The sequence below is a fragment of the Sphaerisporangium flaviroseum genome (assembly GCF_039537005.1).
Lineage (GTDB): Bacteria > Actinomycetota > Actinomycetes > Streptosporangiales > Streptosporangiaceae > Sphaerisporangium > Sphaerisporangium flaviroseum.
In genome coordinates, this window is sequence record NZ_BAAAZR010000008.1 from 729,710 (window position 1) to 755,962 (window position 26,253).

Sequence of the window (26,253 nt, forward strand, 5' to 3'; positions counted from 1 at the left end):
CGGATGGGTCAGCCGGTTTCTGGGCAAGAAGTATTGACAGGCAGTCAGCTGCGATGTATTCATCGGATGTTTGGGCTTGTTGGCACCCCCTGTCAGAGAGCGATCGCCATGCGATTCCGCCGTGTTCCCTCACCAGCAGTGCGGGCCGGAGCCGACCCCATCGAGATCCACGACGACACGGCCGCTGCGCCCGGCCCGGGCCGGCTGTCCATGGGATAGACCCCTGAGGAGTTCCATGCATCCTTCCCACATGAGCCGCCGCGCGCTGATCGGCGGCGCGGCGGGCGCCGCGCTTACCACCATGACCGCACCGGCCCTCGCGGCGTCGGCCGGGGCGGCGGTCACCGGCAGGGCGGAAGACGCGTCGGCGGCGCTGCTGGACCAGTGGGCACAGGCGGAGGGCTCGCACCCGGTGGTGCCCGACATCGCGCGGGCGGGCTACCGCCTGGGCTCGTCCATACCCAAGCCCCGGACCGTGGCGAAGGTGACCGACTTCGGCGCCCGCGCCGACGGGACGACCGACTGCGCCCCGGCCTTCGACGCCGCGCTGCGCTCAGTGGGGGAACGCGGCGGTGGTGTGGTGCTGGTTCCACGCGGCACCTATCGGCTGTCGTCGCCGGTGTTCGTGCACTGGTCGAACGTCGTCCTGCGGGGTGCCGGGCGCGAGGGGACCGTGCTGCACTTCACCCGGACGCTCGACGACGGATACCGCCCCGCCCGGCAGTCCAACGGCAACAGCCGCTGGTCGTGGCTCGGCGGCCAGATCTGGTTCATCGCGGCCGAGCGGCGGGCCAGGTCGGAGTCCGAGGACTACGCGGGGACCGAGGGCTGGCTGCTGGGCGACACCCTGGCCGAGGCCGGCGCCGCCTCGCGGGGCCAGAGGACGCTTGTGGTGTCCGACACGAGCAGGCTGCGCGTGGGCGACATGGTGGTGCTCGAATGCGAGAACCCGCCGGACGCGACGTTGCTGATGCACCTCGCCGGCGACGTCCCCGGCACCGGGTCCTACGACTGGCCGCGCCGGGCGCCGCAGCTCGTGACCGGCTCGGGCGGGCAGTACGTCCAGTACGCGACCCTCCAGTGGCCGGTCCGGGTCGAGGCGGTGCTGGGCGCCCGCCTGGTCAGGCTGGCCCAGCCGCTCAGGTACGACCTCCGTCCGGGCTGGCCCGCCCGGCTCCGCGCCCTCGGGCCGACGGTGCACGACAGCGGCGTCGAGGAGCTGACCGTGCGCAACGAACTCGTCGCGATGACCGCGCACAACAAGCACCCCGGCTCGAACGGCGTGTGCTTCCAGGCCGTGCACGACTGCTGGGCCAGGGACGTCCGGGTGGAGAACTGCGACCTCGGGTTCGGCTTCACCACCGCCAAGTCGAACACTCTCCACCGCGTCGCCGTCGGCGGCCGGTCCGCCCACCACAGCTTCGCCTGCCGGATGCAGTCGCACGACAATCTGGTGGACGATTTCGAGATCGAGGCCTTCACCGTGCCGGTGCCGTCGGGCGCGATCCACCACGGCCTCAACGTGGAGGGCCTGTCGTCGGGCAATGTCTGGCGGCGCGGGCGGATGGCCGAGGGCACCTTCGACACCCATCGGGCCCTGCCGTTCGAGAACGCCCGGACCAACATCACGCTCGCGAACAACGGCCGAGTCGGCGGGTCCGCCGCCTCCGGCCCGCTGTTCGGCGCGCGGATCGCGCACTGGAACGTCAAGCTCACCGGCGGCAGCCCGTACGCCGTAACGATCGCGGACGTCGCACCCCGCAGCGTGACCGTCGGCGTCCAGGGTGCGACCGGGACGGCCAGCGAGCTGCCTCCCGACTTCGCCGGAGACCTGGAAAGCGTCGTCGCCGACCACGGCAGCCGCCCCCGGGTCCCGGACCTCTACGCGGCCCAGCGCGACCGCCTACGCCTCACGGACTGAGACCGGGACGCCGTCGCTAGGTCCGCTCTTGCCGACCTGGACGACGGCGTCCACACCGAATCCGGCCAGCCGCTCGGGGGCGGCCGGGTCGCCCACTACATCCCACGGGTAGATATAGGCGATCATTACCAGCGGGGTCTCCTTGAGGAGAAAGAGGGATCGAAGGCTCGCATGTAGGACGTGTCGTCCCTGGTCGTTATGCCGCACTTCAGGTACTGCTCATGCATGACCGCCAGAGCGTCCCTGTCCAGTTCGACACCGAGGCCCGGCCCGGTGGGCACGGGCACCATGCCGTCCACGAATCGGAGCGCCCCGGCCGCCAGCACGTCCTGGCCGTCCTGCCAGGGCGTGTGCGTGTCGCAGGCGGTCGTCACGCCGGGCACGGCCGCCGCGAGGTGGGTCATGGCGGCCAGGCTGATCCCGAGGTGGGAGTTGGAGTGCATGGACACCTCGATCCCGAACGTCGCGCACAGCCGGGCGAGTTGGGTCGACCTGACCAGGCCGCCCCAGTAGTGGTGGTCGGACAGCAGCACCCTGATCGCACCTGTGCCGATCGCCTCGGGCAGGTGCTCGAACGCGACCACGCACATGTTCGTCGCCAGCGGCATCGGCGCCGCGGCGGCCACCTCCGCCATGCCGGGGATGCCGAGCGTCGGGTCCTCCAGGTACTCGAGCACGCCGTCGAGGGCTCTGGCCACGTTTATGGAGGTCTCGACCGACCATATCGCGTTGGGGTCCAGACGCAGGGGATGGCCGGGGAACGCCGCGCGCAAGGCGTGGATCGCCTCGATCTCCCGCTCCGGAGGGAACACGCCGCCTTTGACCTTGATCGAGCGGAAGCCGTACTCGCTGATCAGCAGTCGTGCCTGTGCGACGAGGCCCTCGGGGGTGAGGGCCTCGCCGAACCGGTCGTCGGGGGCGCCCGGATGCCCGGCCCACTTGTAGAAGAGGTAGGCGCTGAACGGCACGGCGGTGCGTACGGCGCCGCCGAGCAAATCGGCGACCGGCCTGCCGAGCGCCTTGCCGCGGATGTCGAGGCAGGCCACCTCGAACGGGGAGTAGACCCGGTCGATGGGCCGCTCTCCGGTCGGCACGCCGGATGGCGAGGGCGGATCCCCGATCAGCGCGGACACCCTGGCGTACACCTCGTTCTGGGCGTGTACGTCCAGGCCGAGGAGTGCGGGCGCCACCGAGCGGACCTTCTCGAGGTGGTCCAGGGTGCCGTAGGTCTCGCCGAGCCCGGTGAGGCCCTCGTCCGTCACCACCTCGACGACCGTACGCAGCGCCCACGGCTGGTGTACTCCCGACGCGTTGAGCAGCGGCGGATCGCGGAACGCGACAGGGGTGACCCGAATCTCACGAATGATCATGCGGCTCCATTCGTCTCTGCGGTTGCCGGCCGGGGCGGCTCCGCGAAGGGGCGCTGCGCGGCTATCCCTTGATGGCGCCGCTGGTCAGGCCCCGCATGAACTGCCGTTGGAAGGCCAGGAAGGCGATGATCGACGGCAGCAGCGCCAGCAGCGACGCGGCGAGCAGCACGCCGATTCCCACCTCCTCGTCCGAGCGCAGGGAGCGCAGCGCGATCGGCAGCGTCCACTGGCTCGACTCGGTGGCCACGATCAGCGGGAGTAGGTACTGGTCCCAGATCATGGTGAACCCGAAGACCCCGATCACGCCCAGCGCCGGACGGCACAGCGGCAGGATGATGGTGAAGAACGTCCGCAGCTCGCCGGCGCCGTCGATGCGGGCCGCCTCCTCCAGCTCGACGGGCACGTCCTTCATGAACTCGGTCATGACCAGGATTGAGAAGCCCCACGCGCCGACCGGCAGAATCATGCCGGCGTACGTGCCGATCAGGTTGGTGTGAATCAGTGGCAGATCGGCCAGCACGATCGACAGCGGGATGGCGATGACCTCCTCCGGCAGCATCATGGTGGTCAGGATGAGCAGCAGCACGACCGACATGCCGCGGAACTTCTTGCGGGCCAGGGAGTACGCGGCGAAGACGCTGACGATCATCTGCAGCAGGAGGCCGAAGCCGACCACCGCAAAGGAGTTGAGCAGGTAGAGGTAGACGTTCTTCTCGCCGGCCTGGACGAAGTTCTGCAGCGTCAGCTCCTCCGGCCACAACGAGAATGCGGTGGGGTCGAGGGTCTTGCTGAACGCGCTGATCAGCAGGCCGAGCAGGGGACCCGTGAAGACGAGCACCATCACGGCGTAGACCGCGACCTTGGCCGTGGTCGCGCCCACGCCGCGCCGGGACTCAAGGCCCAGCGCGCTGTCGAACCTCATGATGCCTGCCTCCTGCGCAGCATCTGTACCAGCACTGTGAGCACCAGCGTGGCGGCGAACAGCACGATCGAGCCCGCCGCCGCGACGCCCAGCTCGCCGCGCTGCAGGCCGAGCTTGTAGATCAGCGTCATCAGCACCTCGCTCGACCCGTTCGGGCCGCCGTTGGTGAGTACGTAGACCTCCACAAAGACCCGCAGACCGCGGATCGCGGCGAGCGTGAACAGGATCCAGAACACCGGTCGCAGCGCGGGCAGCGTGATGTGCCGCAACCGGGCCCAGGTCGACGCGCCGTCCACGGCCGCCGCCTCGTAGAGCGTGCGGTCCACACCGACCAGGCCGGCCAGGAAGATCATCATGTCGTACGGCGTGCCCCGCCAGATGCTCATACCCATGATCGACAGCAGTGAGGAGTCCTCACTGGCCAGAAAGGGCTGCGGATCGAGCGAGATCCAGCCGAGGACGGAGTTGAGCAGTCCGGTGTCGCCCGGGTGGTACATGATCCGCCATACCTCGGCCACCGCCGCCATGGTGGTGACGACGGGCAGGAACGCCGCCGTCCTGACGAACCAGAGGTATCTGGCCGGGCCCTCGATGAGCAGTGCGAGCCCCAGGCCGAGCACCAGGGAGCCCGCGGTGGTGCCGAGCGCCAGCACCGCGCTGTGCCAGATGGCCGAGAGGAACTCGCCGTCGCTGACGATCGCGCGGTAGTTGTCGAGGCCCACCCACTCGTCGCCGAGATAAGGGCGGACCTCGAAGAAGCTCATCCGCAGGCCCTCAAGCATCGGGATGAACTTGAAGTACAGGAAAAGCAGGAGTGCGGGTCCTAGGAAGAGCCAGGTGATCAGCGTCCCCCGTCGCCGCTCCCACATGGAGCGGCGACGGGCAGGCGCCCGCCTTCCGGGCGCTCGGGTGAGCGTCGGCGTCATGACGCCTTCTGCGCCTGGAGTTCCTGGGCGATCTTGCCGGAGAGAGTGTCCATCGCCGCCTTCACGTCGGCGGAGCAGTCGGCCCACACCGCGTTGATCGCGTCTGCGGAGGTCTGGCGGATCGGAGTCCAGTTGGGCACCGGCGGGCTGTAGACCGCGTCGCGATAGGCGTCCTGGAACACCTTCCAGCGTGGGTCCTGGCGTTCGGCGGCCATGTCGACCTCGCTGTTGACGGGAAGCCTGACGATCACCCCGTCGGCGTCCTTGTTCATGCCGATCCGCTGGCCCTCGGGAGAGACGGAGAACTCCGCGAACCTCTTCTGGCCGTCCTCGTTGTCCGAGCCCGCCATCATGTAGACGTTCTCGCCTTCGCCCAGCGTGCCGGGGCCGCCCGACGGGCCCTTGGGTACGGGCACGACCTCGAGCTTTTCGGTGCCGATGCTCTTCACGAACCTGGCGAGCACGTAGGGGCCGACCAGGTAGATGCCGCCCTGGCCTTTCTCGAACACCTCGTGGGTGACGGTGGTGTCGTTGCTGACCGCACCCGGGTTGACGGTCTTGGCCGTGCAGAACTGGTCCTGCAGCCACTTCACGGCCTCGACGGTCTTCGGGTCGCTCACCGCGGGGGCGAACTTGCCGGGGCCCGTCGCGGTGAGGAAGTCGCCGCCGTTGGCGTAGATCAACGACGACGCGTACCACGACGCGTAGCCGCGTTTGGTCCCCGCCGGGGCGACCAGGCCCGCGGTGTCGTCCTGGCCGTTGCCGTCAGGGTCGTCGTCGGTGAACGCCTTGGCCAGCTTGGCCAGCTCATCCCAGGTCTGCGGGGGCTTCAGGCCGACCTTCTCACGCCAGTCCTTCCTGACGATCAGGGCGAACGCCTGCGCGGAGAACGGTACCCCGTAGTACTTGCCATTGCCGGCCTGGGCGGCCTTCCACGCCAGGTCGGCGAGCTTGGCACCGCCGGCGAGCGCGTTCTTGTCGACCTCCCGCAACCAGCCCTGCTGTTGCATGGTGCCGATCTGGGCGGTGTCATTGATCACGATGTCCGGCAGGTTCTTCTGCGCGGCCTGCTGCTGCAGCTTGGTCTCGAAGTCGTCGAAGAGCGCGACGACCTTGGTCGGCACTCCAGAGGCCTTCGTGAAGGCGTCGGCGAGTCTCTTCGCCGTCTTGGCGGAGGCTGAGTCGGGCGCCTGGCGGATCCAGATCTCCAAGGGTTCTGCGGTCGTTCCCTGACCGGAACCGCATCCGGCCAGGGTGGCGACAAGGGTCATGGCGATCGCGGTCCTGAGCACGGAGCGGGGCATCGAACCGCCTCCTCTTCGCGTAGGGGGCTATTTCGCGCGTCCCCGGTGACGGTAACGAGTGATTTGAATCACAGTCAATGGGACCGCAAATTCATGAGTGTGAATCTCAGCCAGATTTGTGGACAACGGCTGTTATACGCATCCTGGTCACCGGCGTCGCCGGACGAGTGGGCCCACTGCGCCGCCCCCGACCGGCTGAGGCTGCAGGAGATCATGCACCGAAGTCTGGACCGTCCGCACTCAGAATTCAATTCTTGACGAAGTTAATTACTGCTACGATGCCCCCGTGCTCACACCCCAGCGCCGTCCTGAGCCGCTGACCAGCCCGGCCGCCTTCGCGGTCTTCACCATGATCCTCACTCAGGGTCCCGTCTCCCGCGTGGAGATCGCGCGGCGCACCGGTCTCTCCTCCGCGGCCGTCACCAAGGCGGCCCGCCCGTTCATCGACGCCGGCTACCTGCGGGAGCTGGACGCCACCGAGCGCTCGGCACCGGGCGCGGGCCGGCCTGCCAGTCCGCTCACCATCCGCTCCGACCGGGAGTTCTTCATCGGTGTGAAGATCACCGACAGCGAGCTCATCGGCGTGGTGACCGACTTGTCCGCCCAGGTGCAGGTCACCGCGCACAGGGCGCTCCCGTCGCCGTCGGTCCAGGATGTGGTGGCCGAGCTGGCGGCGCTCGTGGCCGACCTGCTGGCGAGCGCCCCCGAGTACGGCGATCGGTGCCACTCCCTCGGCATGGCGATCTCGGGCGACGTCGACAAGGCCGGCGGCCTGGTGAGGTACTCCCCGTTCCTGGGCTGGCACCAGGTGCCCCTCGCGGAGCTGGTCGCGGCCCGGACGGGCCTGAGTGTGACGGTCGAGAACGACGTGAAGGCGCTCACGGTCGCCGAGCAGTGGTTCGGCGAGGGCATCGGGGCGTCGTCGTTCGCCGTGGTCACCGTGGGCACGGGGATCGGCTGCGGCCTGGTGGTGAACGACCGGGTGGTCGCGGGTGCCCACGGGGTGGCCGGGGAGATCGGGCACGTGCCGGTGGGCGGGGACGGGCCGCCATGCCACTGCGGCGGAGCCGGTTGCGTGGAGGCGATCGCCGGCACCGAGCCGATCCTGGTGGCGGCGCGGGCGGCCACCGGGGACGAGTCGCTGACCATCGAGCGCGTGCTCGCGATCGCGCGCGCGGGCGATCCCGCCATGAGAGAGGTCCTCGCCCGCGCCGGGCACGCCATCGGCCTGGCCATGGCAGCGATGGCCAACCTGTTCGGCCCCGAGCGCATCATTGTGACCGGAGACGTGGCGGGGCTCGCGTCGTACGAATTGGTCGAGAAGCAGATCACCCGGGCGTTCGCCGGCCAGGCGTTCGGCGCCGCCGCCGACTGCCGGGTGATCCTTCGCCCCAGAACCTTCGAGCAGTGGGCGCGCGGCGCCGCCGCGGTCGCCATCCAGTCGCTGTTCACCCTCCAGGAGACCTAGGTGACGACCTCTACGGCGGCCTCCGGTATCTGGGAGCCGCACGACTCCGCTCCGGCGCGGCGCCGTGAGATCCGGATTCCCACAGGACTGGCCCCTCGCGGCGTCGAGCTCGTCCTCACGGGGACCGCCACGGCCGAGACGACCTGGAGCGTGCACCCGCTCGCCGGCGGTGCCGTGGAGGTGCGGGTCCTCCCGCGGGTGAGGTGCCGGATTCGGGTCTCCTGGCGAATCCCGTGCGCGAACGCCACCGCCTACTGGGCACCGGACGACGGCCATCGCGGGTTGCCGCCGTTCTGGCGCAGGCCGCGGACCGCCTCGCTGGAGAAGGGCGCTCCCGCCGGATGCCTGGTCGGGGCCGGCGACGTCACCCTGTGCGCGTTCGCGGTCGCCGAGGTCGTGCGTCCGGTCCAGATCCGGGCCGGGGTCGTCGAGGAGACGGGCGAGTTCGGATTCTGGGCCGAGCACGAGGCGTCCGCGGACACCGGGCTGGTGCTCCGGCTCGACCTCGGCGGCCGGCCGTTCTCCCGCGCGTTGGCGGACATCGCCGCCTGGTGGCAGGACAGGCCGGACGCCGCCGCACGCCCGGGGGGCGTGCCACGGGCCGCTCGGCAGCCCGCTTACTCCACCTGGTACGCGATGCAGCAGCACGTCGACGCCCAGAGTGTCGAAAGGCAGGCGGAACTGGCGGCCGGGCTCGGCTGCGAGGCGATCATCGTGGACGACGGCTGGCACAGCGACGACCGAGGGCGCGGCTACGGGTACGTGGGGGAGTGGGAGCCTTCTCCGGTTTCGTTCCCCGACATCTCGGACCACGTGGCGAAGGTGCGCGGCACGGGGGTCGCCTACATGATCTGGTACGCCCTTCCCTTTGTCGGCCGTCACACCGCCCTGTGGGAACGGGTCCAGCCGTACACGCTGGCGTACAAGGAACACATGGACGCCGCCGTCGTCGACCCGCGCTACCCGGCCGTCCGCGACCTGCTCACCGCCAACCTCGCACGGGCGGTCCGGGAATGGGGCGCCGACGGTATCAAGATCGACTTCATCGACCAGTTCGCAGTCGAGGATCCGCCGCCGCCCGGCCCGGAGGCCGACTGCGCGACGGTCAACGAGGGCGTGCGCAGGCTCATGGCCCAACTGGGCGCGTCGCTCCCCGGGGACGCGATGGTCGAGCTGCGGCAGCCGTACGTGAGCCCGGGGCTGTGGCCGTACGCGACCATGATCCGGGCCTCTGACTGTCCGCTCAGCCCCGCGCACAACCGGCAGCGGACGGTGGACCTGCGGCTCGTCGCCGGGCCGCTCGCCGTGCACGCCGACATGATCATGTGGCATCCGGGCGAGAGCCCCGAGGGGGTGGCCGTGCAGCTCGTCAACGCGCTGTTCGCGGTCCCGCAGATCTCCGTGGACCTGGCCGCGCAGACGCCGGAGCAGACGGCGGTGCTGCGGTTCTGGCTCGCCTTCGTCAAGGAACACGCCGCCGTGCTGCAAGGCGGCGTGTTCGAGCCGTCGCGGCCCGACCTGCTCTACCCGCTCGTGCGGGCACTCGGGGAGGACACGGTGATCGCCGCCAGATACGCGCCGGTGCCCGTCCCGGTCGAGCCGGGACGGGTGCTGCTGCTGGCCAACGCCGACGACTCGGCCGACGTGCAGCTACTGGTCCGCGAGCCGGCCACGGCCACCGCGACGGTGGCCGACTGCGCCGGCCGGCCGGTCGACGAGCAACTCGTACGGCTGAGCCGCGGTGTGAACATGGTGCGGGTGCCGACCGGTGGCCTGCTCAGGCTCACCCCCTGAACCGTCCACGCCGCACCCTCTGGCGGTCAGCCTGTCGAAGTACCGGGCCTGGTAGAGCGACGGCGGGAACAGGCCGGGCCGGCCGTACCCCTCTGGCCGGCTGAACGCTCCGTCGCCCGATCGACGCGGGCGCTACCTGATGACGATCTTGTCGAGTTCGGGGGTGCGGGCGCTGAGGTTGTAGAAGCGAAGCGTGTTGACGCCCGCCACGAGCGGCACCTGGACCGTCGCGGTCGACACGGCTTCCTTGTTCCCGCTCATCGGCACCTGGATCGCGTCGGCGCCGTTGACGCTGACGAAGAAGGTCTGCGCGCCGTCCACCAGAGCGTGCACGGTCAGTTCCCTGGCGCCGGTGGTCTCCGACAGCACGCCCCTGATGACGGTGTAGTCGTAGATGTTGCCGCCGGTCAGCAGGACCTTGTGGCCGCCTGAGCACACCCCGCACCTGGCGGGCTCCGCCGCGCCCTCGAAGACGTTGCCGACGCGCTCAGCCTCGTAGGCTCCCGGGCCGCGATCCGGCGGCGGGGTGGACGGGACCGGGTTCCGCGGCCCGAGCCGCCACGCTTTGAGGTCCCTGACGAGCAGGTAGGTCTCCTCCAGGCCGGCGCTCCTGATGCTTCGGTAGACGCCCCACTTGGGCCGGTTGTACCCCTCGTCGCTGAACCACAGGTCGATGTGGTCGACCCGCTTGTCGGCCAGTGTCCGCTTCCCGTCCTGGAGCACCCAGCGCAGGTAGCCGTCGTCACCGGACTTGAATTCCAGTGTGGTGGTGACCCACTTGTTCTGGATGGGTGCCAGGTCGGCCGCGCCGACTTCGTGGACCGAGTCGTCCACTTCCCAGTACCGGGCCTGGATCTTCGGCACGCCGTTCACGATCGGCAGGGACAACTGGGCCAGCGGGGTGCTCACGTCCGGCGCCTTGAGCTGCCAGATGTGGGTAAAACTTGGGGTCGCGTGAAGCGTGTCCGGGATGTACATCTGGTAGCTGATCCGCCAGGTTTCGTCCTCGCGGATCTCGATCTTCCTGCCGTTGCGCGTGCGCATGCCGCGCGACTCGTTCCGCATTCGGTCGGAGCCGTCCCGATCCTCCAGGTGCGCGTCGAAGCGGTAGGCGTTGCCCTGCACGTAGACGTGCGGGAGTCCTTCGGGGTGCGAGCCTCGCCGGTCGTCCTCCAGCGCCTCGAAGGCGCCCACGCCGTCGATGCGAGGGTCGGGGCTCCAGCTTGGTTCCCAGCGCTGGCCGAGGGCGGTCGCCGGGGCCGCCCCCACGCTCGCCGCGAGAGTGAGGGCCGCCAGGGCGCCCATGCCGTACCTCTTCATGGTCGCCCGCTTCGGTCGGGGGCGGTCCGCGCCGTGTCGGCGGCACCTGGACATGGAACTTCTCCTTGGGGGGTGGGGAGGCGCTCCGGCGGGTCAGCGCCTCAGATGCAACGTGAGGCCGCCGTTGACGGAAACGGGCAGATCGAGCTTGCCGCCCGCGGTGACGGCGAGTGTCTCGGCGAGGATCTGGTCATCCGGGGCATCGCGGTAGACGTCGGCCGTCCACTCGCCCTCCTCCAGGAAGCCGAGCGGCACAGTGAGGGTGCGGGCCTCCCCGGAGATCCCGGCGCCGACGAACCACTCGCCGCCGCTTCTTCGCGCGAGCACGATGTGGTCGGCCGGATCGCCGGACAGCAGCCGGGTGTCGTCCCAGGCGGTGGGCACCGCCGCGAGCAGCCGCTGCGCCTCGGGCCGCTCCTGGTACGCCTCGATGCCGTCGGCGAAGTGCTGGACGCCCGACTCGAAGATCACGGCCAGTGCCAGCTCGAACCCGGCCGAGATCGTCCGTATCGCGGTGAACGTGCAGGGAGTGAAGTCCATCGGGCCCTGCACGTTCCGGGTGAAGGCCAGCGACAGGTAGTGGGTGGGCGGATACCTGGGTTCCTTGCCGGGCTTCGGTTTGATCCACTCTGCGCCCTTGACCGCCTCGGCGGTCATGAACTGCGGCCAGGTCCGCTCGGTGCCGCGCGGGATTGTGCCGCCGTGGAAGACGACCATCATCCGGTGCCGCGCGGTGGCCTCGAGTATGGCGTCGAACCACCGCATCCGGTCCTGCCCGTCGGACTCGGTGAAGTCGATCTTCACGCCCGCCGCGCCCCACTCCTTCCAGACGGCGAGCTTCTCGCGGTGCTCCAGCTCGGAGTCCAGGTGCTGCCAGTGCGACCACAGGAAGACCCCGACCCGGCGCTCGGTGGCGTAGGCGATCAGCTCCGGCATCCACTCCTTGTTCCATCCGGCGTCGGCGAGGATGTAGGGCCAGCCTTGCGAGGCCGCGTAGTCCACCCAGCGCTTCTGCGCGTCCAGATCACGGGTCGACGGGCCGTCGGACCACCATGACCAGGCGGCGGCGCCCGGCTTGATCCAGGACGTGTCCGCCACTCTGGACGGCTCGGCCAGGCTCGTGACCAGGTCGCTCTCCACGATCGTCGAGAGATCGCCGATAATCATGGTCCGCCAGGGGGTGACCAGGGGGCTGGCGGCCGTGACATAGGGGTCGGGCAGATCGAGGCGGAAGGCCCGGCCGTCGAACCTGAGTCGCGAGCCGGCGTAGCCGCCGTCGAGGGCCGACTCGGTAACCAGCATCCAGGTGCCCTCCACGGCGAAGAGCGACGGGTAGCCGTACAAGATCGGCTCGGCCTCGGCGACCGTCGTATGGTGGTGGATCTCCTCGTAGTCGCACCTGCCGTTCTCGTAGGGCAGCAGCACCGCTCTGGCGTGGCCGGGCACGACATACTCGGAGACCTCTTCGCAGATGGTGACCGGACCCGTCCAGGGCACCGAGTAGCGATATGCGCAGCCCTGCGCGCTGATCCGGACCTGCAGGTCGAGCCGGTCGCCGGCCCCCTTGAAGCGAAGCGTCCAGTCACGGGCGGCGTACGTGTGCTCCCGTCGCTTCCCGGTCACCGTCTCGTAGGTGTCGTGGATCTCCCTTTCGAGGATCTCGTCGAAGACCAGGGCGCTGCTCAGATCGGCGTGCGCCGTCCTTACGCCCAGTTGTGAGGGGCCCACCAGTCGCAGGCCGTCTCGCCGTACTTCCAAGGAGAGTTCGCCCACAGAGGAGAGGGCGACCACCACCTCCAGGCCCTCGGCGCGGAGCGTCCAGTCGGTCATACCGGCTGCCTTTCGGATGCAGAGACATCGGAGGATTCTTGTTCGTCAGCGCACGCACGGTGGGGCAGAGCCTAAGGTGAAACCGGTTGTTATTCAATTCTTGACGAAGTTAATTACCGCGTCTACGGTACGGCCATGCCTCATGGACTACACAGTCATCGGACCTCTACAGCCCGGCTCGCTGAGTTTAGAGACCAACGATTCGGACTGTTCATCCACTGGGGCCTGTACGCGCTCGCCGCCCGGCACGAGTGGGTCAAGCAGCGCGAACTTCTCACCGACGAGCACTACCAGCGATACTTCGACCACTTCGATCCAGATCTGTTCGACCCGGAGGCGTGGGCCGACGCCGCGGCCGGGGCGGGCATGCGCTACATGGTGCTGACCACCAAGCACCACGACGGGTTCTGCCTGTGGGACTCGTCGCTGACCGACTATTCCGTCGCACACACGCCGTACGGCAAGGATCTGGTCGGCCCGATCGTGGCGGCGTTCCGGCTCAAGGGTCTGGGGGTGGGCTTCTACCATTCGCTGATCGACTGGCACCACCCGATGTTCCCCGTCGACGGGTTGCACCCGGCCTACGCGTCCGGGGTCTCCAACGAGGGCCGCGACATCACGAAATATCAGGCATATCTCCACGGGCAGGTGGAAGAACTGCTCACCCGATACGGCCAGATCGACACGATGTGGTTTGACTTCTCCTACTCCACGAGAAAGCGGAACGGAGCGCTCACGCCAGGCGGGAAGGGTGCCGCCGACTGGCGGTCGGAGAAACTCGCCGCGCTCGTCCGCAGGCTCCAGCCGGGCATCCTGATCAACGACCGGCTGGGGATACCCGGCGACTTCCGCACACCCGAGCAGTTCCAGCCGCCCGGCCCGGTCGACGCGGCGTGGGAGGCCTGCCAGACGCTCAACGGGAGCTGGGGCTACGACCGCGACAACCTCGACTGGAAGCCCGTGGACCTGCTCGTCCGGATGCTCGTCGACGCCGTCTCCAAGGACGGCAACATGCTGCTGAACGTCGGGCCCGACGGCCGTGGCGTGTTCGAACCCCGGGCGCTCGCAACGTTGCGGGGCATCGGCGACTGGATGCGGCTGCACGGCCGGTCGATCCATGGCGCGGGGCCGGCGTCATTCGAGGCTCCGCCCGACTGCCGGTACACGCAGAAGGGCGACCGGTTGTACGTCCACCTGTTCGCCTGGCCGTACAAGCACCTGCACCTGCCGGGACTCGCAGGCAGGGTGCGTTACGCGCAACTGCTGAACGACGCCTCCGAGATCCGCACGCTGGTCCCGGATCCCTCGGTGGACAGCGGTCACACCAAGCTCGGCGCGCTCCCCGAGGAAACGCTCACGCTCCAGCTTCCCGTGCGGCGCCCGGACGTGGCCGTACCGGTCATCGAGATCTTCCTTTGAAAGGGGCACCCCCCATGGACATGAACGCGATGTCGCGGCGCGATCTGCTCGCCGCGATCACGATGACGGCGGCCGCGGTCCCGATGCTCACCGCGTGCGGCGGCGACACCCGTCAGCGACCCCAGTCGCAGGTGACCGGCCCGGTGAAGTCGGGTGTGCCGGCGCTCGACGCGAACCGGCCGGGCAACGACACCTGGCCGTTCGACGAGGCGGAAACCCTCAACAACTCGCTGACCTGGCCCAAGACCGACGTGCCCGACCCGGCCTCGAAGGTCGCGCTCAGCGTGGCGATCACCGCGGACGTCGTCGCCGAGGTGCGCAACGCCCAGTTCGACTTCTTCTTCAAGCAGCGCCACCCGAACATCGAGATACGGCGGGAGACCTCGCCGTTCGACCAGTACCTCACCAAGTACATGGCCCAGGCGGCCGGCGGCGGGCTGCCCGACGTCATGTACACCCATTACAGCTGGGCGCAGAACTTCATCGCCAACGACGTCTTCCAACCCCTGGACGAGTACGTCGCGCGGACGCCCTCGTTCGACAAGGAGGACCTTCCGGCGAACGCGCTCGGCTACTTCGAGCGTGACGGCAAGCTGTACGGCCTGCCCACCGACCTGGCGCCGAAGATGCTTTTCTACAACAAGTCCATCTTCGACACGGCGAAAATGGACTATCCGGACGACTCGTGGACGGTTGAGCAGATGCTGGCGGCGGCCGCGAAGCTCACCAGCGGCTCCGGCGCAAGCAAGATCTACGGCTTCACCCCGATGCTGCTGCTGGAGGCGGACATCTCCGCTCGCGGTCTCATGCAGTACGGCGGGCGGTTCCTCAACGCCGACGAGTCCCAGGTCCTCCTCGGGGAACCCGCCGCGCAGAAGGTCCTGGGCATGTGGCTCGACGCCCTGCACAAGGACGAATCGATGCCGAGCATCGCGGAGCTGAACCAGGTGCTGGAGAAGGTCGAGCCGTTCAAGATCGGCAAGGCGGCGATGACGATCAACGGTGCCTGGATCATGACCGAGCTCGCCAAACAGGACGCCTTCGAATGGGGGGCGACCCACACCCCCAAGGGGCCCGAGGGCCGCTTCACCCCGGCCATCGGCAGCGCCCTCGCCATGTCGGCCGGGTCGCAGCACAAGGAAGCCGCCTGGATCTACCTCAATGAGTACCTGTCCTCGACCGGACAGCAGTTCCGCCGGATCAGCGCCCCCGCCCGCCAGTCGGCCTGGCTGCCGAACGCCGAGGCGCTCGGCATCCCCAAGGACGTCATCGAGGCCTGCCAGACCGCGATGAAGGAGTACGCCTCCAGCGAGGGCGTGATGAAACTGCCCGCCAGCAAGAAGGTCGTCGAGACCGCCAAGCCGATTTGGGAGCGCACCCTGATCGGCAAGTCGGACCTGCGGTCGGCACTCCGGGAACTGACCGACAAGGTGACCCCGATCCTCGCGGAGAACAGGATCTCATGAGCATGCCGGCCACGGCCTTCTCGCGGCGCGGCCAGACGACGCCGGCCCGCCGTGAGGCGCGACGCTTCTACGTGTTCGTCTCGCCGTGGGCGATCGGCTTCGTGCTCTTCAGCGGCGTGCCGATCGTCGCCTCGATCCTGATGAGCTTCACCCATTGGAACCTGCTGCGGGATCCGACATGGGTGGGGCTCGCCAACTACCAGAAGATGATCGCGGATCCGGAGTTCTGGGAGTCGATCGTCAACACCTTCTACTTCGGGGCCGGCTCGGTGGCGCTCGGCGTGGTCTTCACCTTCCTGCTCGCGCTGCTGCTGAACCAGCCGCTGCGCTTCCAGGGTCTGTTCCGCACGGTGATGTACCTGCCCTCGGTGGTGTCCGGAGTCGCCACCGCACTGCTGTGGCTGAACATCCTGCACCCAGACTACGGTTTGATCAACAAGCTGCTCGCCCTGATCGGCGTCCAGGGGCCCGGCTGGCTCGGCACGATGGAGTGGGCGATGCCCGCGCTGATCCTGATGAGCGTGTGGGGCGCGGGCAACACCATCATCATCTACCTGGCCGGGCTGCAGGGCATTCCCAAGACGCTGTACGAAGCGGCGGAGATCGATGGGGCCGGCTGGTGGCGCAGGTTCTGGAACGTCACCGTGCCGATGATGTCTCCGGTCATCTTCTTCAACGTGGTCACCGGGTTCATCGCCAGCCTGCAGGCGTACGTGCTGATCCTCATCATGACCGAGGGCGGACCTGCCAACGCCACGATGGTGCTCGGGCTCTACATCTACCGGCACGCGTTCACGTATTTCGACATGGGTTACGCCGCCGCCCTTTCCTGGGCGATGTTCCTCATCGTGATCGCCGTCACCCTGATCCAGTTCCGGCTGGCCCGGCGCTGGGTGCACTACGAGTTCAAGTGAGAGGCCCGCGATGCTTGTCGAGACTCCACGAGAGGGCGGGACCGCTCCTTCCGCGCCCCGCCCGCGCCGGGGCGGGACCGTCACGTTCGAGCAGGCCGAGCGCATCAGGAAGGTGCGCCGCGCCGGCGCGTACGTCCTGCTCGTCGCCGGCACCGCGGTCTTCGTGCTGCCCTTCCTCTGGATGGTCACCACATCGCTCAAGTCCGACGCGGAGAACCTCGCGTTCCCGCCGGAGTTCTTCCCTGATTCCTTTAACTTCGAGAACTATGTCCGAGGCTGGACGGGAAACCTGCCGTTCAACAGCTTCCTGATCAACAGCGTGCTGATCACCGCCTTGTCGATGGCGGGCAACCTGGTCTCCTGTGTGCTGCCCGCCTACGCCTTCGCGAGGATGCGGGCACGTGCCGCAGGTGTGCTGTTCGCCCTGATGCTCGCCACGATGATGATTCCCCGCGAGATCACGCTGGTGCCGAAGTACGTCATGTTCGCGAAGCTCGGCTGGGTGGACAGCTACCTGCCGCTGATCGTCCCCGAGTTCTTCGGCGTGGCGCTGTACATATTCCTGCTCCGCCAGTTCTTCACCACCATCCCGCAGGAGCTGATCGACGCGGCCCGCATTGACGGCGCCTCAGAACTGCGCATCCTGTGGAAGATCATGTTGCCGCTCTCCAAGCCGGCGATCGCGGCCATCATGCTCTTCTCCTTCGTGGGCAACTGGAACCAGCTCCTCGAACCGATCATCTATCTGCGGACGACGGAGAAGTTCACGATCCCGCTGGGCCTCTCCATGTTCTCCGGGCAGTACGCCACCCAGTACAACCAGATGATGGCCGTTTCGATCATCTCGATGCTGCCCATCCTCGTGCTGTTCTTCATCGCGCAGAAGACGTTCATCCGGGGGGTCACGCTGACCGGAATCGCCGGCAGATAGCAGGCAGGGGCATCAGGGCATGGTGCCGTCGCGGTGAGTACGGCCGGGCCGGGAAGCCTCCTTCGTGCGCAGGGGATGCCCTAGCGAGAAAGGTCCGATGACTCGGCGGACCCATGCATGCGGTCACGCGAGGTTTCGAGAATTAACTTCGTCAAGAATTGAATAGAAACCTGGCGCACTCTAGGATTTGTAGTGGTTGTGCGCGCTTGCAAGGTTTCCAATCCTCCGATGTCTCGGCGTTGGCACCTGCTTCGCATCGCATCGGAGGCACTGGGCCCCGACCGGAGCGCCTCCCTCACCCCCCGAGGAGAAGTTCCATGTCCAGGTACCGTCTCCGCTCGACGGGCGCGCTGGCCGCGCTCGCGCTCTTACTCACCGTCGCCCCGGCCGCCGGATCCGCCTCGGCGGCACCGGTCTGGACGCTCAGGTGGAGCCCCAGCCCGGCAAGCCAGAGCCCGAGCCAGGCCTTCGAAGGTCTGGAGGACGACCGGGCCGACTCCCATCCCGAGGCCACCCACATTTACACGTCGGGCGACGCCTACCGCTTTGACATGCACCTTCAGGACCGGGACGGCTCGGACCGCCAGCGCAACGAGTCGAAGGGCATGCGCACCGGCACGGGCTCGAATCTCGAAATTCTCGAGAACCAGACCTGGCGAATCAGCTACCAGATGTACATCCCCACCTCGCTCGACTCCACCACCGGCTTCAGCCACATCGCCCAGATGAAGATCCCGGGCTCGGGCGCGCCGTTGTACACGATGTCGCTGCCCATCCAGGGCGGGGTCCAGCGGCTGAACGTCCGCTACTGGGACGAAGCGGAAGACACCCATGAGGTCGGTGCCGTCAACCTCACCCCCATCCAGGGCAAATGGGTCGAGACCACCTTCGAATTCAAGGCGTCCGACAGCGGCTACCTCCGCTGGACGCTGAAGGACGGCGCCACCACGCTGATCGACAAGCAGCTGAACGGCACCGACCTGTGGCGTGATATCGACTACCTGCGCCCCAAGTGGGGCATCTACCGCAGCATCAACAGCTCCGGACTGCAGAACACCTACCTGCTGGTCAGGAACCTGCGCGCCTGGCAACTGACCGGCGACGACGGCGGCGGCGGCAACCCTGGAGCGGCGTCGTACGAGGCCGAGTCGGGCACCTTCGCCGGCACCGCCCGCACGACGAGCTGTACAGGGTGCTCGGGCGGGACCAAGGTTGGCTGGATCGGCGGCGGTTCCGGCAATCACGTCACGATCGGGGGCGTCCAGGCGAGCGCCGCGGGCACCAGGCAGCTGACCGTACACGGGCTGGTGAGCGGTACGCGGTCCTTCTTCGTCAGCGTCAACGGCGGCACTCCTACCGAGGTGTCATTGACCGGCACCGACTGGAACACGCCGGTGACCAGGACGATCTCCGTCCAGCTCAACGCGGGCGCCAACAGCGTCAGGCTCCTCAACTCCGGGGCGAACGCGCCCGACCTCGACCGGATCACCGTCGGCTGACGTCCTCCTCCCGTACGGCCCACGTCATGTGGCGCGGGGCCGTACGGGAACGCCGCTATGGGCTGATTGAAGCGTGCCGAGTGGAAGTGGTCGGAGGTCTCTGGCCGTCTGGGCCGTCCCAGGTGTTCTGTGGTGGCTGCGCCGTGTCTACCGACATTTCTTACTCTCCTTGACAGAAATTGTTGCAAGTGATCCTATGAATCAGCATTAGTTAAGAACCCTTACTAAAGGACAAGGAGGATCCATGCGATCTCCAAACCAGGCGCGATTACGTGCGGGCGTACTCGTCGCCGGACCGCTGCTCGTTGTGCTCGCAGCGCTTCCCGCCGCCGCGGACCCAGTCGAGTCCGGCCCCTGGACGTCGTACTCGCCCAGCTTCAACGTGCAGGAACGGGGCTGCGGGGACGTCAGCGACCTCACGTTCAAGCTCACCTGCTCCGACGACGACGGTGATCAGCGCGCCGAGCGGAGGTATGTGACGTATACCAGCGGCATCCGCCAGTTCGAGGGCTACTTCAAGATCATCAGTCTGGGCGGCACCCGGGTCAGCCTGAAGCAAACCTTCAAGGACCAGTCGGGCGCGTACTTCATGCTCGCCGTCGAGCGGGGCGGCCGGCTCTATGCCGTGAACGGAGGCACGACCATCGCCACCGGCGCGACCATCGGCACCGAAGTCCGCGTCAACACGGTCCACGAGGTCGGCCGTACTCACCGGACCTATATCAACGGCTCCTTGAAGCACACGGTCTCCAGCGACAGCGGTGGCTTCTACGACAAACTCGGCGCCTACCGGACGTCGAGCGGCAAGGGGCCGGCCACGGTCGAGTGGAGCGACATCCGGTTCTGGCGCAAGTAAGGAGAAACCTCGTACCGTCCCTGTGCGGCTGTCCCGGCCGCGGCCATGACCCACCGGGACGGTCGCACGTCAATTCCCACCGCGAGGCTGAAAGTGACCACGAGGATTCCTTTCCTGACGTTACTTCTTGTGGCCGGGCTGGCGGGTTGTGCGACTCCGCCACCGAGACAGGCCGTCGCTCCAGAGACGTCGATCCGGCTCTCCGCCACCTTGATCTCGGCGACCGACATCACATTGGAGTGGCAGGGCGGGGAACCGGATGCTGCCGGTCATATCGTGGAGTTCGCGACGGAACCGCATGGCAGATACACGATCCTGCAGTTCCTGCCGCCCCACCAGACGACGTTCACGCACCCTGACCTCATGCCGGAAACGTCGTTCCACTATCGCGTCCGGCCCTTCTACGGACCGGCCTCACGCCCCATCGAGATCACCTTGCCGGAAGGACCCATGGGCTCGGCCACAAAAGACGATCACGCGTGGGCGGCTCCCCGCTCGATCCCTGGCGGGCCGATCGCGAAGCACGCGATCCGGATGGCGAGTGCCGACGCAGTACCAACGGGCCTGAAGGCCGCCGTCATGCACGCGAACGGCGTCAGATTCAGGTGGACCGATCATGCCGCAGACGAAGAGGGATACCTCCTAGAAGACAGACCGGAAGGAAGCGCTGATTTCGGCGTGATCGCGGTCCTCGGTCCGAATATCAACTCATTCGGTCTGATCACTCTGCCGAACGAGAAGAAGGCCTCCTTCCGGGTTCGCGCCTTCTACTACGGAAAGCCATCCAACCTTGCCGGCCAGACGACCGGCACCATCCCGCCGGGCGGCTGACCCCACGGCCATTGTCAGGAGAAGGCGGCCACGTAGGTGCGGGTGAGCTCCGCGCCACGGGCCGCGGGCAGCATGCCAGGGAGAGGTTCGATGCCGATGACGTCTGCCACCAGCGGGATGTCGGTGAAGGACTGGTGTTCGGCGTCCGGCAGCACGAGCCAGCGCTTCCACCCGGTCAGCAGCTTCCAGTCACGGTCCCACGAGTTGTCGCGGCCGCCCGGGACATGGTCCTTCGAACCCAGGAACATGAACGGCCGGGCGAGGCCGCTCTTGGGGATCCGGGCGTAGGTGGTGCCGTCCATGTCGACTCCGGCGCGTACGCGTCGGTCTTCGACCATGGCCGCCACGGCGCCGGCCCCGCCGATTGGCATTTACCCCCTGCCGTGCGCTTCCGGCAACGGCATGATGACGATACTATTCCGAGCGTTCACTGCCAGCCGGATTGCACATGCGAACGTTGAACATGATTTGATGCATATGGCCACGCTGACACTCATCGCTACCGAGTCGGCCACTCGGTCTTGGCTTCAACCTGAGATTGCGAACGACATTCTCTGGGCCATGTCGATCCCAGCCGATCGTTTAGAACACGTTCACTCAAAACCGATTCCAAATGGGATCGAGCTTACGTTGTTCCACCGAACGACGAACCCGACCGAAGCGCAAGCCGCTGCCGTCCGTTTGTGTCAGCGGGCTTTGGAGGATTCACCATCCCTGCAGGGATGGGCACTATATGAACCGCCGTAGGCAGAGGACCACTAGGATCGGCCGCCCTGCCTCCAACTGATCGCCGGCAGGCTCACGTAGCCATATTTGTAGAACCCCATCTCAGGAGAAGTCCGGAATGGCTCGCAGTCGCTTGACATGAACGGCGATCGTGTTGGTGGCGGTGGTGCCCGCCCACGCGTGCCGAACGTGGTGCATGATCTGTTCCCGGGTCACAGTGCGGTCGGCGTAGCGCCGGCCGATCCCCTGACCGCCGACGGCTAGGCCGCCATCGCCGCAGGCAGCGTGCGCGCCACGGAAAGAACCCGGAGCAGGCTGGCCGGCACCGCTACGGCGATGGGCCACAGCGACCCTGGTGACACGGTGAGCACCGCCGTCACCATGAGCAGGTCGAGCAGGATCAGCGCCAACGCCGCGCCGGTGACGGCCCTGCGCATCCGGCGATAGGCATGCCTGGCCATCACCGCGGTGGCCAGCAGGCCGACCACGCCCACCAGAGCAAGGCCGTAGAGGATCTTGAACGGTAGGGGCACCGGCCAGGCCCACGCCTGCCCAGAAAGCAGCGCGGTCGCCCAGACGGCGGCCATGATCGGGCCGGTGATCAAGAGCTTGAGGGCCAGGCGCCGCCAGGGTGAGGCATGGACGAACGCGGCGGTGACCGTCTCGGCGTCGCCGAACTCGGCAATGGCCGCTCGGGCGGCGGCCTCGGGGTCACGGTGCCGGCTCAGGTGATGCTCGTACGACTCACGCAGCCCGTCGGCCAGTTCATCGACCGCCTGCGCCGGCAGTCGCGCGCCCAGGATGTCGAGCTGGGCGGAAATCAGCTCGTGGCCGGCCATGGCCGTGTCCCCAAGGCCGCGGTGACCGCGGTGGCAAACTCCTGCCAGCCGGTGCGCTCCCGGCTGAGCGCTGAACGGCCGGTGGCGGTGAGCTCGTAGGTGCGGCGGCGCCTCCCGCCGACGACCGACCAGCTGCCCGCGATCAGCCCGGCGCGCTCCAGCCGGTGCAGCGCCGGGTAGACGGTTCCGGTGGGTAGGTCGATGCGGCCTTCGGTGGTCTCGCGCAGCGCTTCCTTGACCGCGTAGCCGTGCCGGGGACCGTCTTCCAGCGCGGCCAGCAGCAGCCCGTCGAGGTGCCCTTTGAGCGCTTCCGCTCTCATAGGTAGTAACGCTATATCGTGTCTTCCCTCGCGGCAATGGCCGGAGTAGCGTCGCAATAGGTAGCAATACAACCTATGGAGGTGTTGTGGACGTCCTCGACGCCCCGGTCCCGGACGCCGGGCCGGTGTTCCTCCTGGCACTGGCCGTCCATGTCGCGGCCGGGCTGACATGTGTGAACTGCGGAGCCTCGGCGATGGCCGCCCGCAAGGGCGGAGTCGTGGTCCACGCGATCAAGACGAGGGGCCACACATCGTGATCATCAATCTTGCGGCCGCCGCCGGCCTCGGCCGCGAACGCATCGGCGGCAAGGCCGACGCCCTAGCCCTGCTGGCCGCCGAGGGATTCCCCGTGCCGGACGGGTTCGTGGTGCCCGCCGACGCCACCCCGTCCGCGGCCGAGCTGCGCCGTGCGGCCGACGGGCTCGGCGACGGACCGTTCGCCGTGCGATCCTCAGCGGTGGCCGAGGACCTGCCCGGTGCATCCTACGCCGGACTGTACGAGACCTGTCTCGATGTGCCCGCACCAGAGGTCGCCGACGCCGTCGCCCGATGCCGTGAGGCAGCCCGCGCGGAACGAGTCTTGGCCTACCACGTATCCGAGCGCGGTGACGGCGTGGCCGTGCTGGTGCAACCTATGGTCGCCGCACAGGCCGCCGGTGTGGCCTTCACCGCCAACCCGCTCAGTGGCGACCGCGATGAGACGGTGATCACGGCCGTGCGCGGACTGGGCGAGCCGCTGGTGTCTGGTGCGGTGACGGGGGAGGAGTGGGTCGTCCGTCGCAAGTGGACGGTGCACCCTCCGCACCAGCCGCCCTCTGTGCTGAACGCGGGGCAGGCCAGGGACGTCGCCCGCCTGGCGTGGCGCGTCCAGGAGCGGTTCGGATCGCCGCAGGACATCGAGTGGGCGATCGAGGCCGGGCAGGTGCGGCTGCTGCAGGCGCGCGCCATGACAGCGCTGCCTGAGCCGGTGTCCTGGAAGGCGCCAGGGCCGGGCCTGTGGCTGCGCAACTTCCGGCTCGGCGAATGGCTGCCCGATCCGGTCACGCCACTGTTCGCCGACTGGCTGCTCGCCCGCATCGACGAGGGCTTTCGCGCGGGCATGCGTGACACGGCCGGGGCAGCGGTGCGCTTCCCGTACGCGATCGTCAACGGCTGGTACTACACCCACCCCACGCCCGCATTCGGCGAGCTGCCGGGCGCGCTCATCCGCTCGCGTGGCCGGCTGCTGCCGTTCATGCGCAACGCCCTGTTACGCCCTGGGCGCGACCCTGCCGCCGCCCACAACGCCCTGCTGGACCGGCTGCACGAGCAGTGGCTGGAGCGGGAGTTACCCGCCTACCAGGAACTGCTCGACCAGCCACCCGCCGATGAACTCATCGACGCCATCGGTCACGCGGCCGGGCGGCAGCTCTGGTATCTGGCCGTGTTAGGCGGAGCCGCATGGAAAATGGAAAGCTGCCTGACTCGCTTCCTAGGAGATCACGACCTTGCCGACATCAACGCCCCATCCCTGCTGACCGGGCTGACGGAACTCACTCACACCGCTCCCTCCCACGCGGTGCACAGCATTGACTGGTACCACCCCACTGCGGGAGAACTTCAGGCCGCCACAGTCGAAGAACCAGCGCCACGCCAAGAGGCGGCCCGTCTGCGCGCCGAAGCCGAGCACATCTGCCGTGAACGGCTCCGGCCTCCGGCCCTGACCCGCTTCACCGCCCTCCTGCAGACCACCCGCCACTACACCGCCGTCCGCGAACGGCAGGCCCGCGACCTCACGCTAGGCTGGCCGCTCCTACGAGCCTGCGTTCTGCGCATCGGCCGCCGCCTGGCCGAGTCCGGCGGCATCGACACACCCGATGACGTCTTCTTCCTGACGCGGGTCGAGCTGCACCGGCCGCCGTCCGGACGCGCCAAGCAGCGCCGTACGGCATGGCAACAGCAGCGCAGACTGGCGGCTCCCCTGTCCATCGGCTCACCCCCGCCCCTGATCGGCCGCCATCTGGAGCACACCCTGGGCCTGACGCGGCACGGCGCACTCACCGGCCAGCCCGCAAGCCCGGGACGAGCCGGCGGGCCCGCCTGCATCGTGCACGACCTCAGCGACGCCGATCGCGTCCAGCCCGGGGACGTCCTCGTGGCCAGGACCACGGCCCCCGCCTGGACACCACTGTTCGCACGGGTCGCCGCCGTGGTGACCGACGGCGGCACACTAGCCGCTCACGCCTCGCTGATCGCCCGCGAATACGGCATCCCCGCCGTCGTCGCCACGGGCGACGCGACCGTACGGCTGCACGACGGCCAGTACGTCATCGTCGATGGCACCCGGGGGTGGGTGGAAACGCCGTCCTAGACCTCACCTGTACCGGCCGCAAAGCTGCGACGCTCGATCATCAGCACATCCCGCCAGATGCCGAAATGGCAACCGATGCGCTCGCGAGTGCCCACCACATGGAAGCCAAGGGACTGGTGCAGGGCCAGGCTGGCCGTGTTCTCCGGGAAGATGCCGGACTGAATCGTCCAGACGCCCGCGTCCTCACTGCCGGCGATGAACGTCGAGAGCAGACCACGGCCGATGCCCTGAGCCTGACAGCGCGGGTGGACGTAGACGCTGTGCTCGATCACCCCGGCATACACCGGTCTGGCGGACACCGGGACACCCGCGACCCATCCGAGGACCTGGCCGGTCGAAGTATCGGCGGCCACATAGCGCAGGTACGTGAGCCTGGCAGCGTCGAAGCCTTTCCAGCTCGGCGCGGTGGTCTCGAAGCCGGCCTGGCCGGTGTCCAGCCCGGCCTGGTAGATGGCCAGCACCTGATCGGCGTCGCTCTCGCGCATCGGCCGGATCTCCACCCCTGGCGCGGCGGCGGGCTTGGCGGCCTGGACGATCGCCGAGTGCACGCCGTCGCCGTGGCCGGCGGTCAGCGTGATTCGCACACTGACGAACCCGGCCGCCGCCAGCAGCTCGCGGTACTCGGCCACCGGCAGCGCCCCGGCCACGCAGCCGATGCGCTCCTCAGCCGCCGCACGAGCGGCCGGATCGATCGCTCCGTCGACCACCACGTCGCTGACCCCGAACCGGCCGCCCGGCCGCAGCACTCGGAACGCCTCGGCCAGCACCGCCGCCTTGTCGCCGGACAGGTTGATCACGCAGTTGGAGATGACCACGTCCACCGACCGGTCCGGCAGCGGCACCCGCTCGATCCGGCCGTGCAGGAACTCGGCGTTGGTCACGCCGGCCCGCGCGGCGTTGCGCCGGGCCAGCTCCAGCATGTCGACGCTGGCGTCCAGCCCGTACGCCGTGCCGTGCGGGCCGACCCGGCGGGCCGACAGCAGCACGTCGATGCCGCCGCCCGAGCCCAGATCGAGCACTGTCTGGCCGGTGCGCAACTCGGCGATCGCCACGGGGTTGCCGCACCCCAGGCTGGCCCGCACCGCACCGTCAGGCAGAGCATGAATGTCGTCGTAGCCGGCCGCGCCGAAGCAGCCCTCCTGGAAGGCGTCCGGCCCGCAGTCCGCGACCACCCGCCCGGCCGCCGCGGCCCGGGCCAGTGCCGAGTAGTGGTCGATGATCTCTTCATGCGCCATAGCGGTGCTCCT

23 protein-coding genes are annotated in these 26,253 nt (G+C 68.2%); 12 read left to right on the top strand and 11 right to left on the bottom strand.

Annotated features, from left to right (window positions below; genetic code table 11):
* The first annotated feature begins 235 nt into the window (after positions 1 to 235).
* The gene (locus ABD810_RS19420; protein ID WP_344941815.1) at positions 236 to 1,921 is read left to right on the top strand and encodes a glycosyl hydrolase family 28-related protein; all 1,686 of its coding nucleotides are present in this window, start codon (positions 236 to 238) and stop codon (positions 1,919 to 1,921) included.
* Here ABD810_RS19420 and ABD810_RS19425 read toward each other — a convergent pair.
* The 5 genes from ABD810_RS19425 to ABD810_RS19445 all read right to left on the bottom strand — a co-directional run bounded on the left by ABD810_RS19425 (position 1,904) and on the right by ABD810_RS19445 (position 6,443).
* Positions 1,904 to 2,047, bottom strand: coding sequence for a hypothetical protein (locus ABD810_RS19425; RefSeq protein WP_344941818.1), 144 nt, complete (start codon positions 2,045 to 2,047; stop codon positions 1,904 to 1,906). The genes ABD810_RS19420 and ABD810_RS19425 overlap by 18 nt on opposite strands.
* Complete coding sequence (locus ABD810_RS19430) at positions 2,047 to 3,291, bottom strand: glucarate dehydratase family protein (protein WP_344941821.1); 1,245 nt, start codon at positions 3,289 to 3,291, stop codon at positions 2,047 to 2,049. The genes ABD810_RS19425 and ABD810_RS19430 overlap by 1 nt, the downstream gene beginning before the upstream one ends.
* Positions 3,292 to 3,352: 61 nt before the next feature.
* The gene (locus ABD810_RS19435; RefSeq protein ID WP_344941823.1) at positions 3,353 to 4,213 is read right to left on the bottom strand and encodes a carbohydrate ABC transporter permease; all 861 of its coding nucleotides are present in this window, start codon (positions 4,211 to 4,213) and stop codon (positions 3,353 to 3,355) included.
* On the bottom strand, positions 4,210 to 5,139 hold the full coding sequence (locus tag ABD810_RS19440) for a carbohydrate ABC transporter permease (protein ID WP_344941826.1): 930 nt from the start codon (positions 5,137 to 5,139) through the stop codon (positions 4,210 to 4,212). Before ABD810_RS19440 ends, ABD810_RS19435 begins: the two co-directional genes overlap by 4 nt.
* A complete protein-coding gene (locus ABD810_RS19445) occupies positions 5,136 to 6,443 on the bottom strand; it encodes a sugar ABC transporter substrate-binding protein (protein ID WP_344941829.1) in 1,308 nt (435 codons plus the stop codon). Before ABD810_RS19445 ends, ABD810_RS19440 begins: the two co-directional genes overlap by 4 nt.
* Before the next feature lie 286 nt (positions 6,444 to 6,729).
* Between ABD810_RS19445 and ABD810_RS19450 the strand changes: the two genes are divergently transcribed.
* Positions 6,730 to 7,911, top strand: a complete 1,182-nt coding sequence (locus ABD810_RS19450; protein ID WP_344941831.1) for an ROK family transcriptional regulator — start codon at positions 6,730 to 6,732, stop codon at positions 7,909 to 7,911.
* Positions 7,912 to 9,705: a glycoside hydrolase family 36 protein gene (locus ABD810_RS19455; RefSeq protein WP_344941834.1), complete on the top strand. Its 1,794-nt coding sequence runs from the start codon at positions 7,912 to 7,914 to the stop codon at positions 9,703 to 9,705.
* Positions 9,706 to 9,837: 132 nt separating this feature from the next.
* On the opposite strand, the gene ABD810_RS19460 is transcribed toward ABD810_RS19455, so the two are convergent.
* Positions 9,838 to 11,025, bottom strand: a complete 1,188-nt coding sequence (locus tag ABD810_RS19460) for a hypothetical protein (RefSeq protein WP_344941837.1) — start codon at positions 11,023 to 11,025, stop codon at positions 9,838 to 9,840.
* 93 nt (positions 11,026 to 11,118) lie between these two features.
* On the bottom strand, positions 11,119 to 12,855 hold the full coding sequence (locus ABD810_RS19465; protein WP_344941840.1) for a glycoside hydrolase family 97 protein: 1,737 nt from the start codon (positions 12,853 to 12,855) through the stop codon (positions 11,119 to 11,121).
* A gap of 135 nt (positions 12,856 to 12,990) precedes the next feature.
* Here ABD810_RS19465 and ABD810_RS19470 point away from each other — a divergent pair, with 135 nt between their 5' ends.
* The 7 genes from ABD810_RS19470 to ABD810_RS19500 all read left to right on the top strand — a co-directional run bounded on the left by ABD810_RS19470 (position 12,991) and on the right by ABD810_RS19500 (position 20,771).
* Positions 12,991 to 14,274, top strand: coding sequence for an alpha-L-fucosidase (locus tag ABD810_RS19470; protein ID WP_344941843.1), 1,284 nt, complete (start codon positions 12,991 to 12,993; stop codon positions 14,272 to 14,274).
* Positions 14,275 to 14,288: 14 nt separating this feature from the next.
* Positions 14,289 to 15,740, top strand: a complete 1,452-nt coding sequence (locus ABD810_RS19475; protein WP_344941846.1) for an ABC transporter substrate-binding protein — start codon at positions 14,289 to 14,291, stop codon at positions 15,738 to 15,740.
* Entirely contained in the window at positions 15,737 to 16,654 is a 918-nt protein-coding gene (locus ABD810_RS19480) for a carbohydrate ABC transporter permease (RefSeq protein WP_344941849.1), read from the top strand. The genes ABD810_RS19475 and ABD810_RS19480 overlap by 4 nt, the downstream gene beginning before the upstream one ends.
* Positions 16,655 to 16,664: 10 nt before the next feature.
* Entirely contained in the window at positions 16,665 to 17,585 is a 921-nt protein-coding gene (locus ABD810_RS19485; protein WP_344941853.1) for a carbohydrate ABC transporter permease, read from the top strand.
* Positions 17,586 to 17,902: 317 nt separating this feature from the next.
* Positions 17,903 to 19,084 carry a carbohydrate-binding protein gene (locus ABD810_RS19490; RefSeq protein ID WP_344941856.1) on the top strand — a complete coding sequence of 394 codons (1,182 nt, stop codon included), beginning with the start codon at positions 17,903 to 17,905 and terminating at the stop codon, positions 19,082 to 19,084.
* A 244-nt stretch (positions 19,085 to 19,328) separates the two neighbouring features.
* Positions 19,329 to 19,940: a hypothetical protein gene (locus ABD810_RS19495; protein WP_344941859.1), complete on the top strand. Its 612-nt coding sequence runs from the start codon at positions 19,329 to 19,331 to the stop codon at positions 19,938 to 19,940.
* 93 nt (positions 19,941 to 20,033) lie between these two features.
* Entirely contained in the window at positions 20,034 to 20,771 is a 738-nt protein-coding gene (locus ABD810_RS19500; RefSeq protein ID WP_344941862.1) for a fibronectin type III domain-containing protein, read from the top strand.
* A 14-nt stretch (positions 20,772 to 20,785) separates the two neighbouring features.
* Here ABD810_RS19500 and ABD810_RS19505 read toward each other — a convergent pair whose 3' ends face one another.
* The 3 genes from ABD810_RS19505 to ABD810_RS19515 form a co-directional block, all read right to left on the bottom strand.
* Positions 20,786 to 21,142, bottom strand: coding sequence for an alpha/beta hydrolase (locus ABD810_RS19505; RefSeq protein WP_344941865.1), 357 nt, complete (start codon positions 21,140 to 21,142; stop codon positions 20,786 to 20,788).
* A gap of 615 nt (positions 21,143 to 21,757) precedes the next feature.
* Positions 21,758 to 22,336, bottom strand: coding sequence for a hypothetical protein (locus ABD810_RS19510; RefSeq protein ID WP_344941867.1), 579 nt, complete (start codon positions 22,334 to 22,336; stop codon positions 21,758 to 21,760).
* Complete coding sequence (locus ABD810_RS19515) at positions 22,318 to 22,656, bottom strand: PadR family transcriptional regulator (RefSeq protein WP_344941870.1); 339 nt, start codon at positions 22,654 to 22,656, stop codon at positions 22,318 to 22,320. Before ABD810_RS19515 ends, ABD810_RS19510 begins: the two co-directional genes overlap by 19 nt.
* Positions 22,657 to 22,742: 86 nt before the next feature.
* Here ABD810_RS19515 and ABD810_RS19520 point away from each other — a divergent pair, with 86 nt between their 5' ends.
* Together ABD810_RS19520 and ABD810_RS19525 are read left to right on the top strand one after the other, a co-directional pair.
* Positions 22,743 to 22,913: a hypothetical protein gene (locus ABD810_RS19520; protein ID WP_344941873.1), complete on the top strand. Its 171-nt coding sequence runs from the start codon at positions 22,743 to 22,745 to the stop codon at positions 22,911 to 22,913.
* Entirely contained in the window at positions 22,910 to 25,006 is a 2,097-nt protein-coding gene (locus ABD810_RS19525; protein WP_344941876.1) for a PEP/pyruvate-binding domain-containing protein, read from the top strand. Before ABD810_RS19520 ends, ABD810_RS19525 begins: the two co-directional genes overlap by 4 nt.
* On the opposite strand, the gene ABD810_RS19530 is transcribed toward ABD810_RS19525, so the two are convergent.
* Entirely contained in the window at positions 25,003 to 26,241 is a 1,239-nt protein-coding gene (locus tag ABD810_RS19530; protein ID WP_344941879.1) for a GNAT family N-acetyltransferase, read from the bottom strand. The genes ABD810_RS19525 and ABD810_RS19530 overlap by 4 nt on opposite strands.
* Positions 26,242 to 26,253 lie beyond the last annotated feature (12 nt).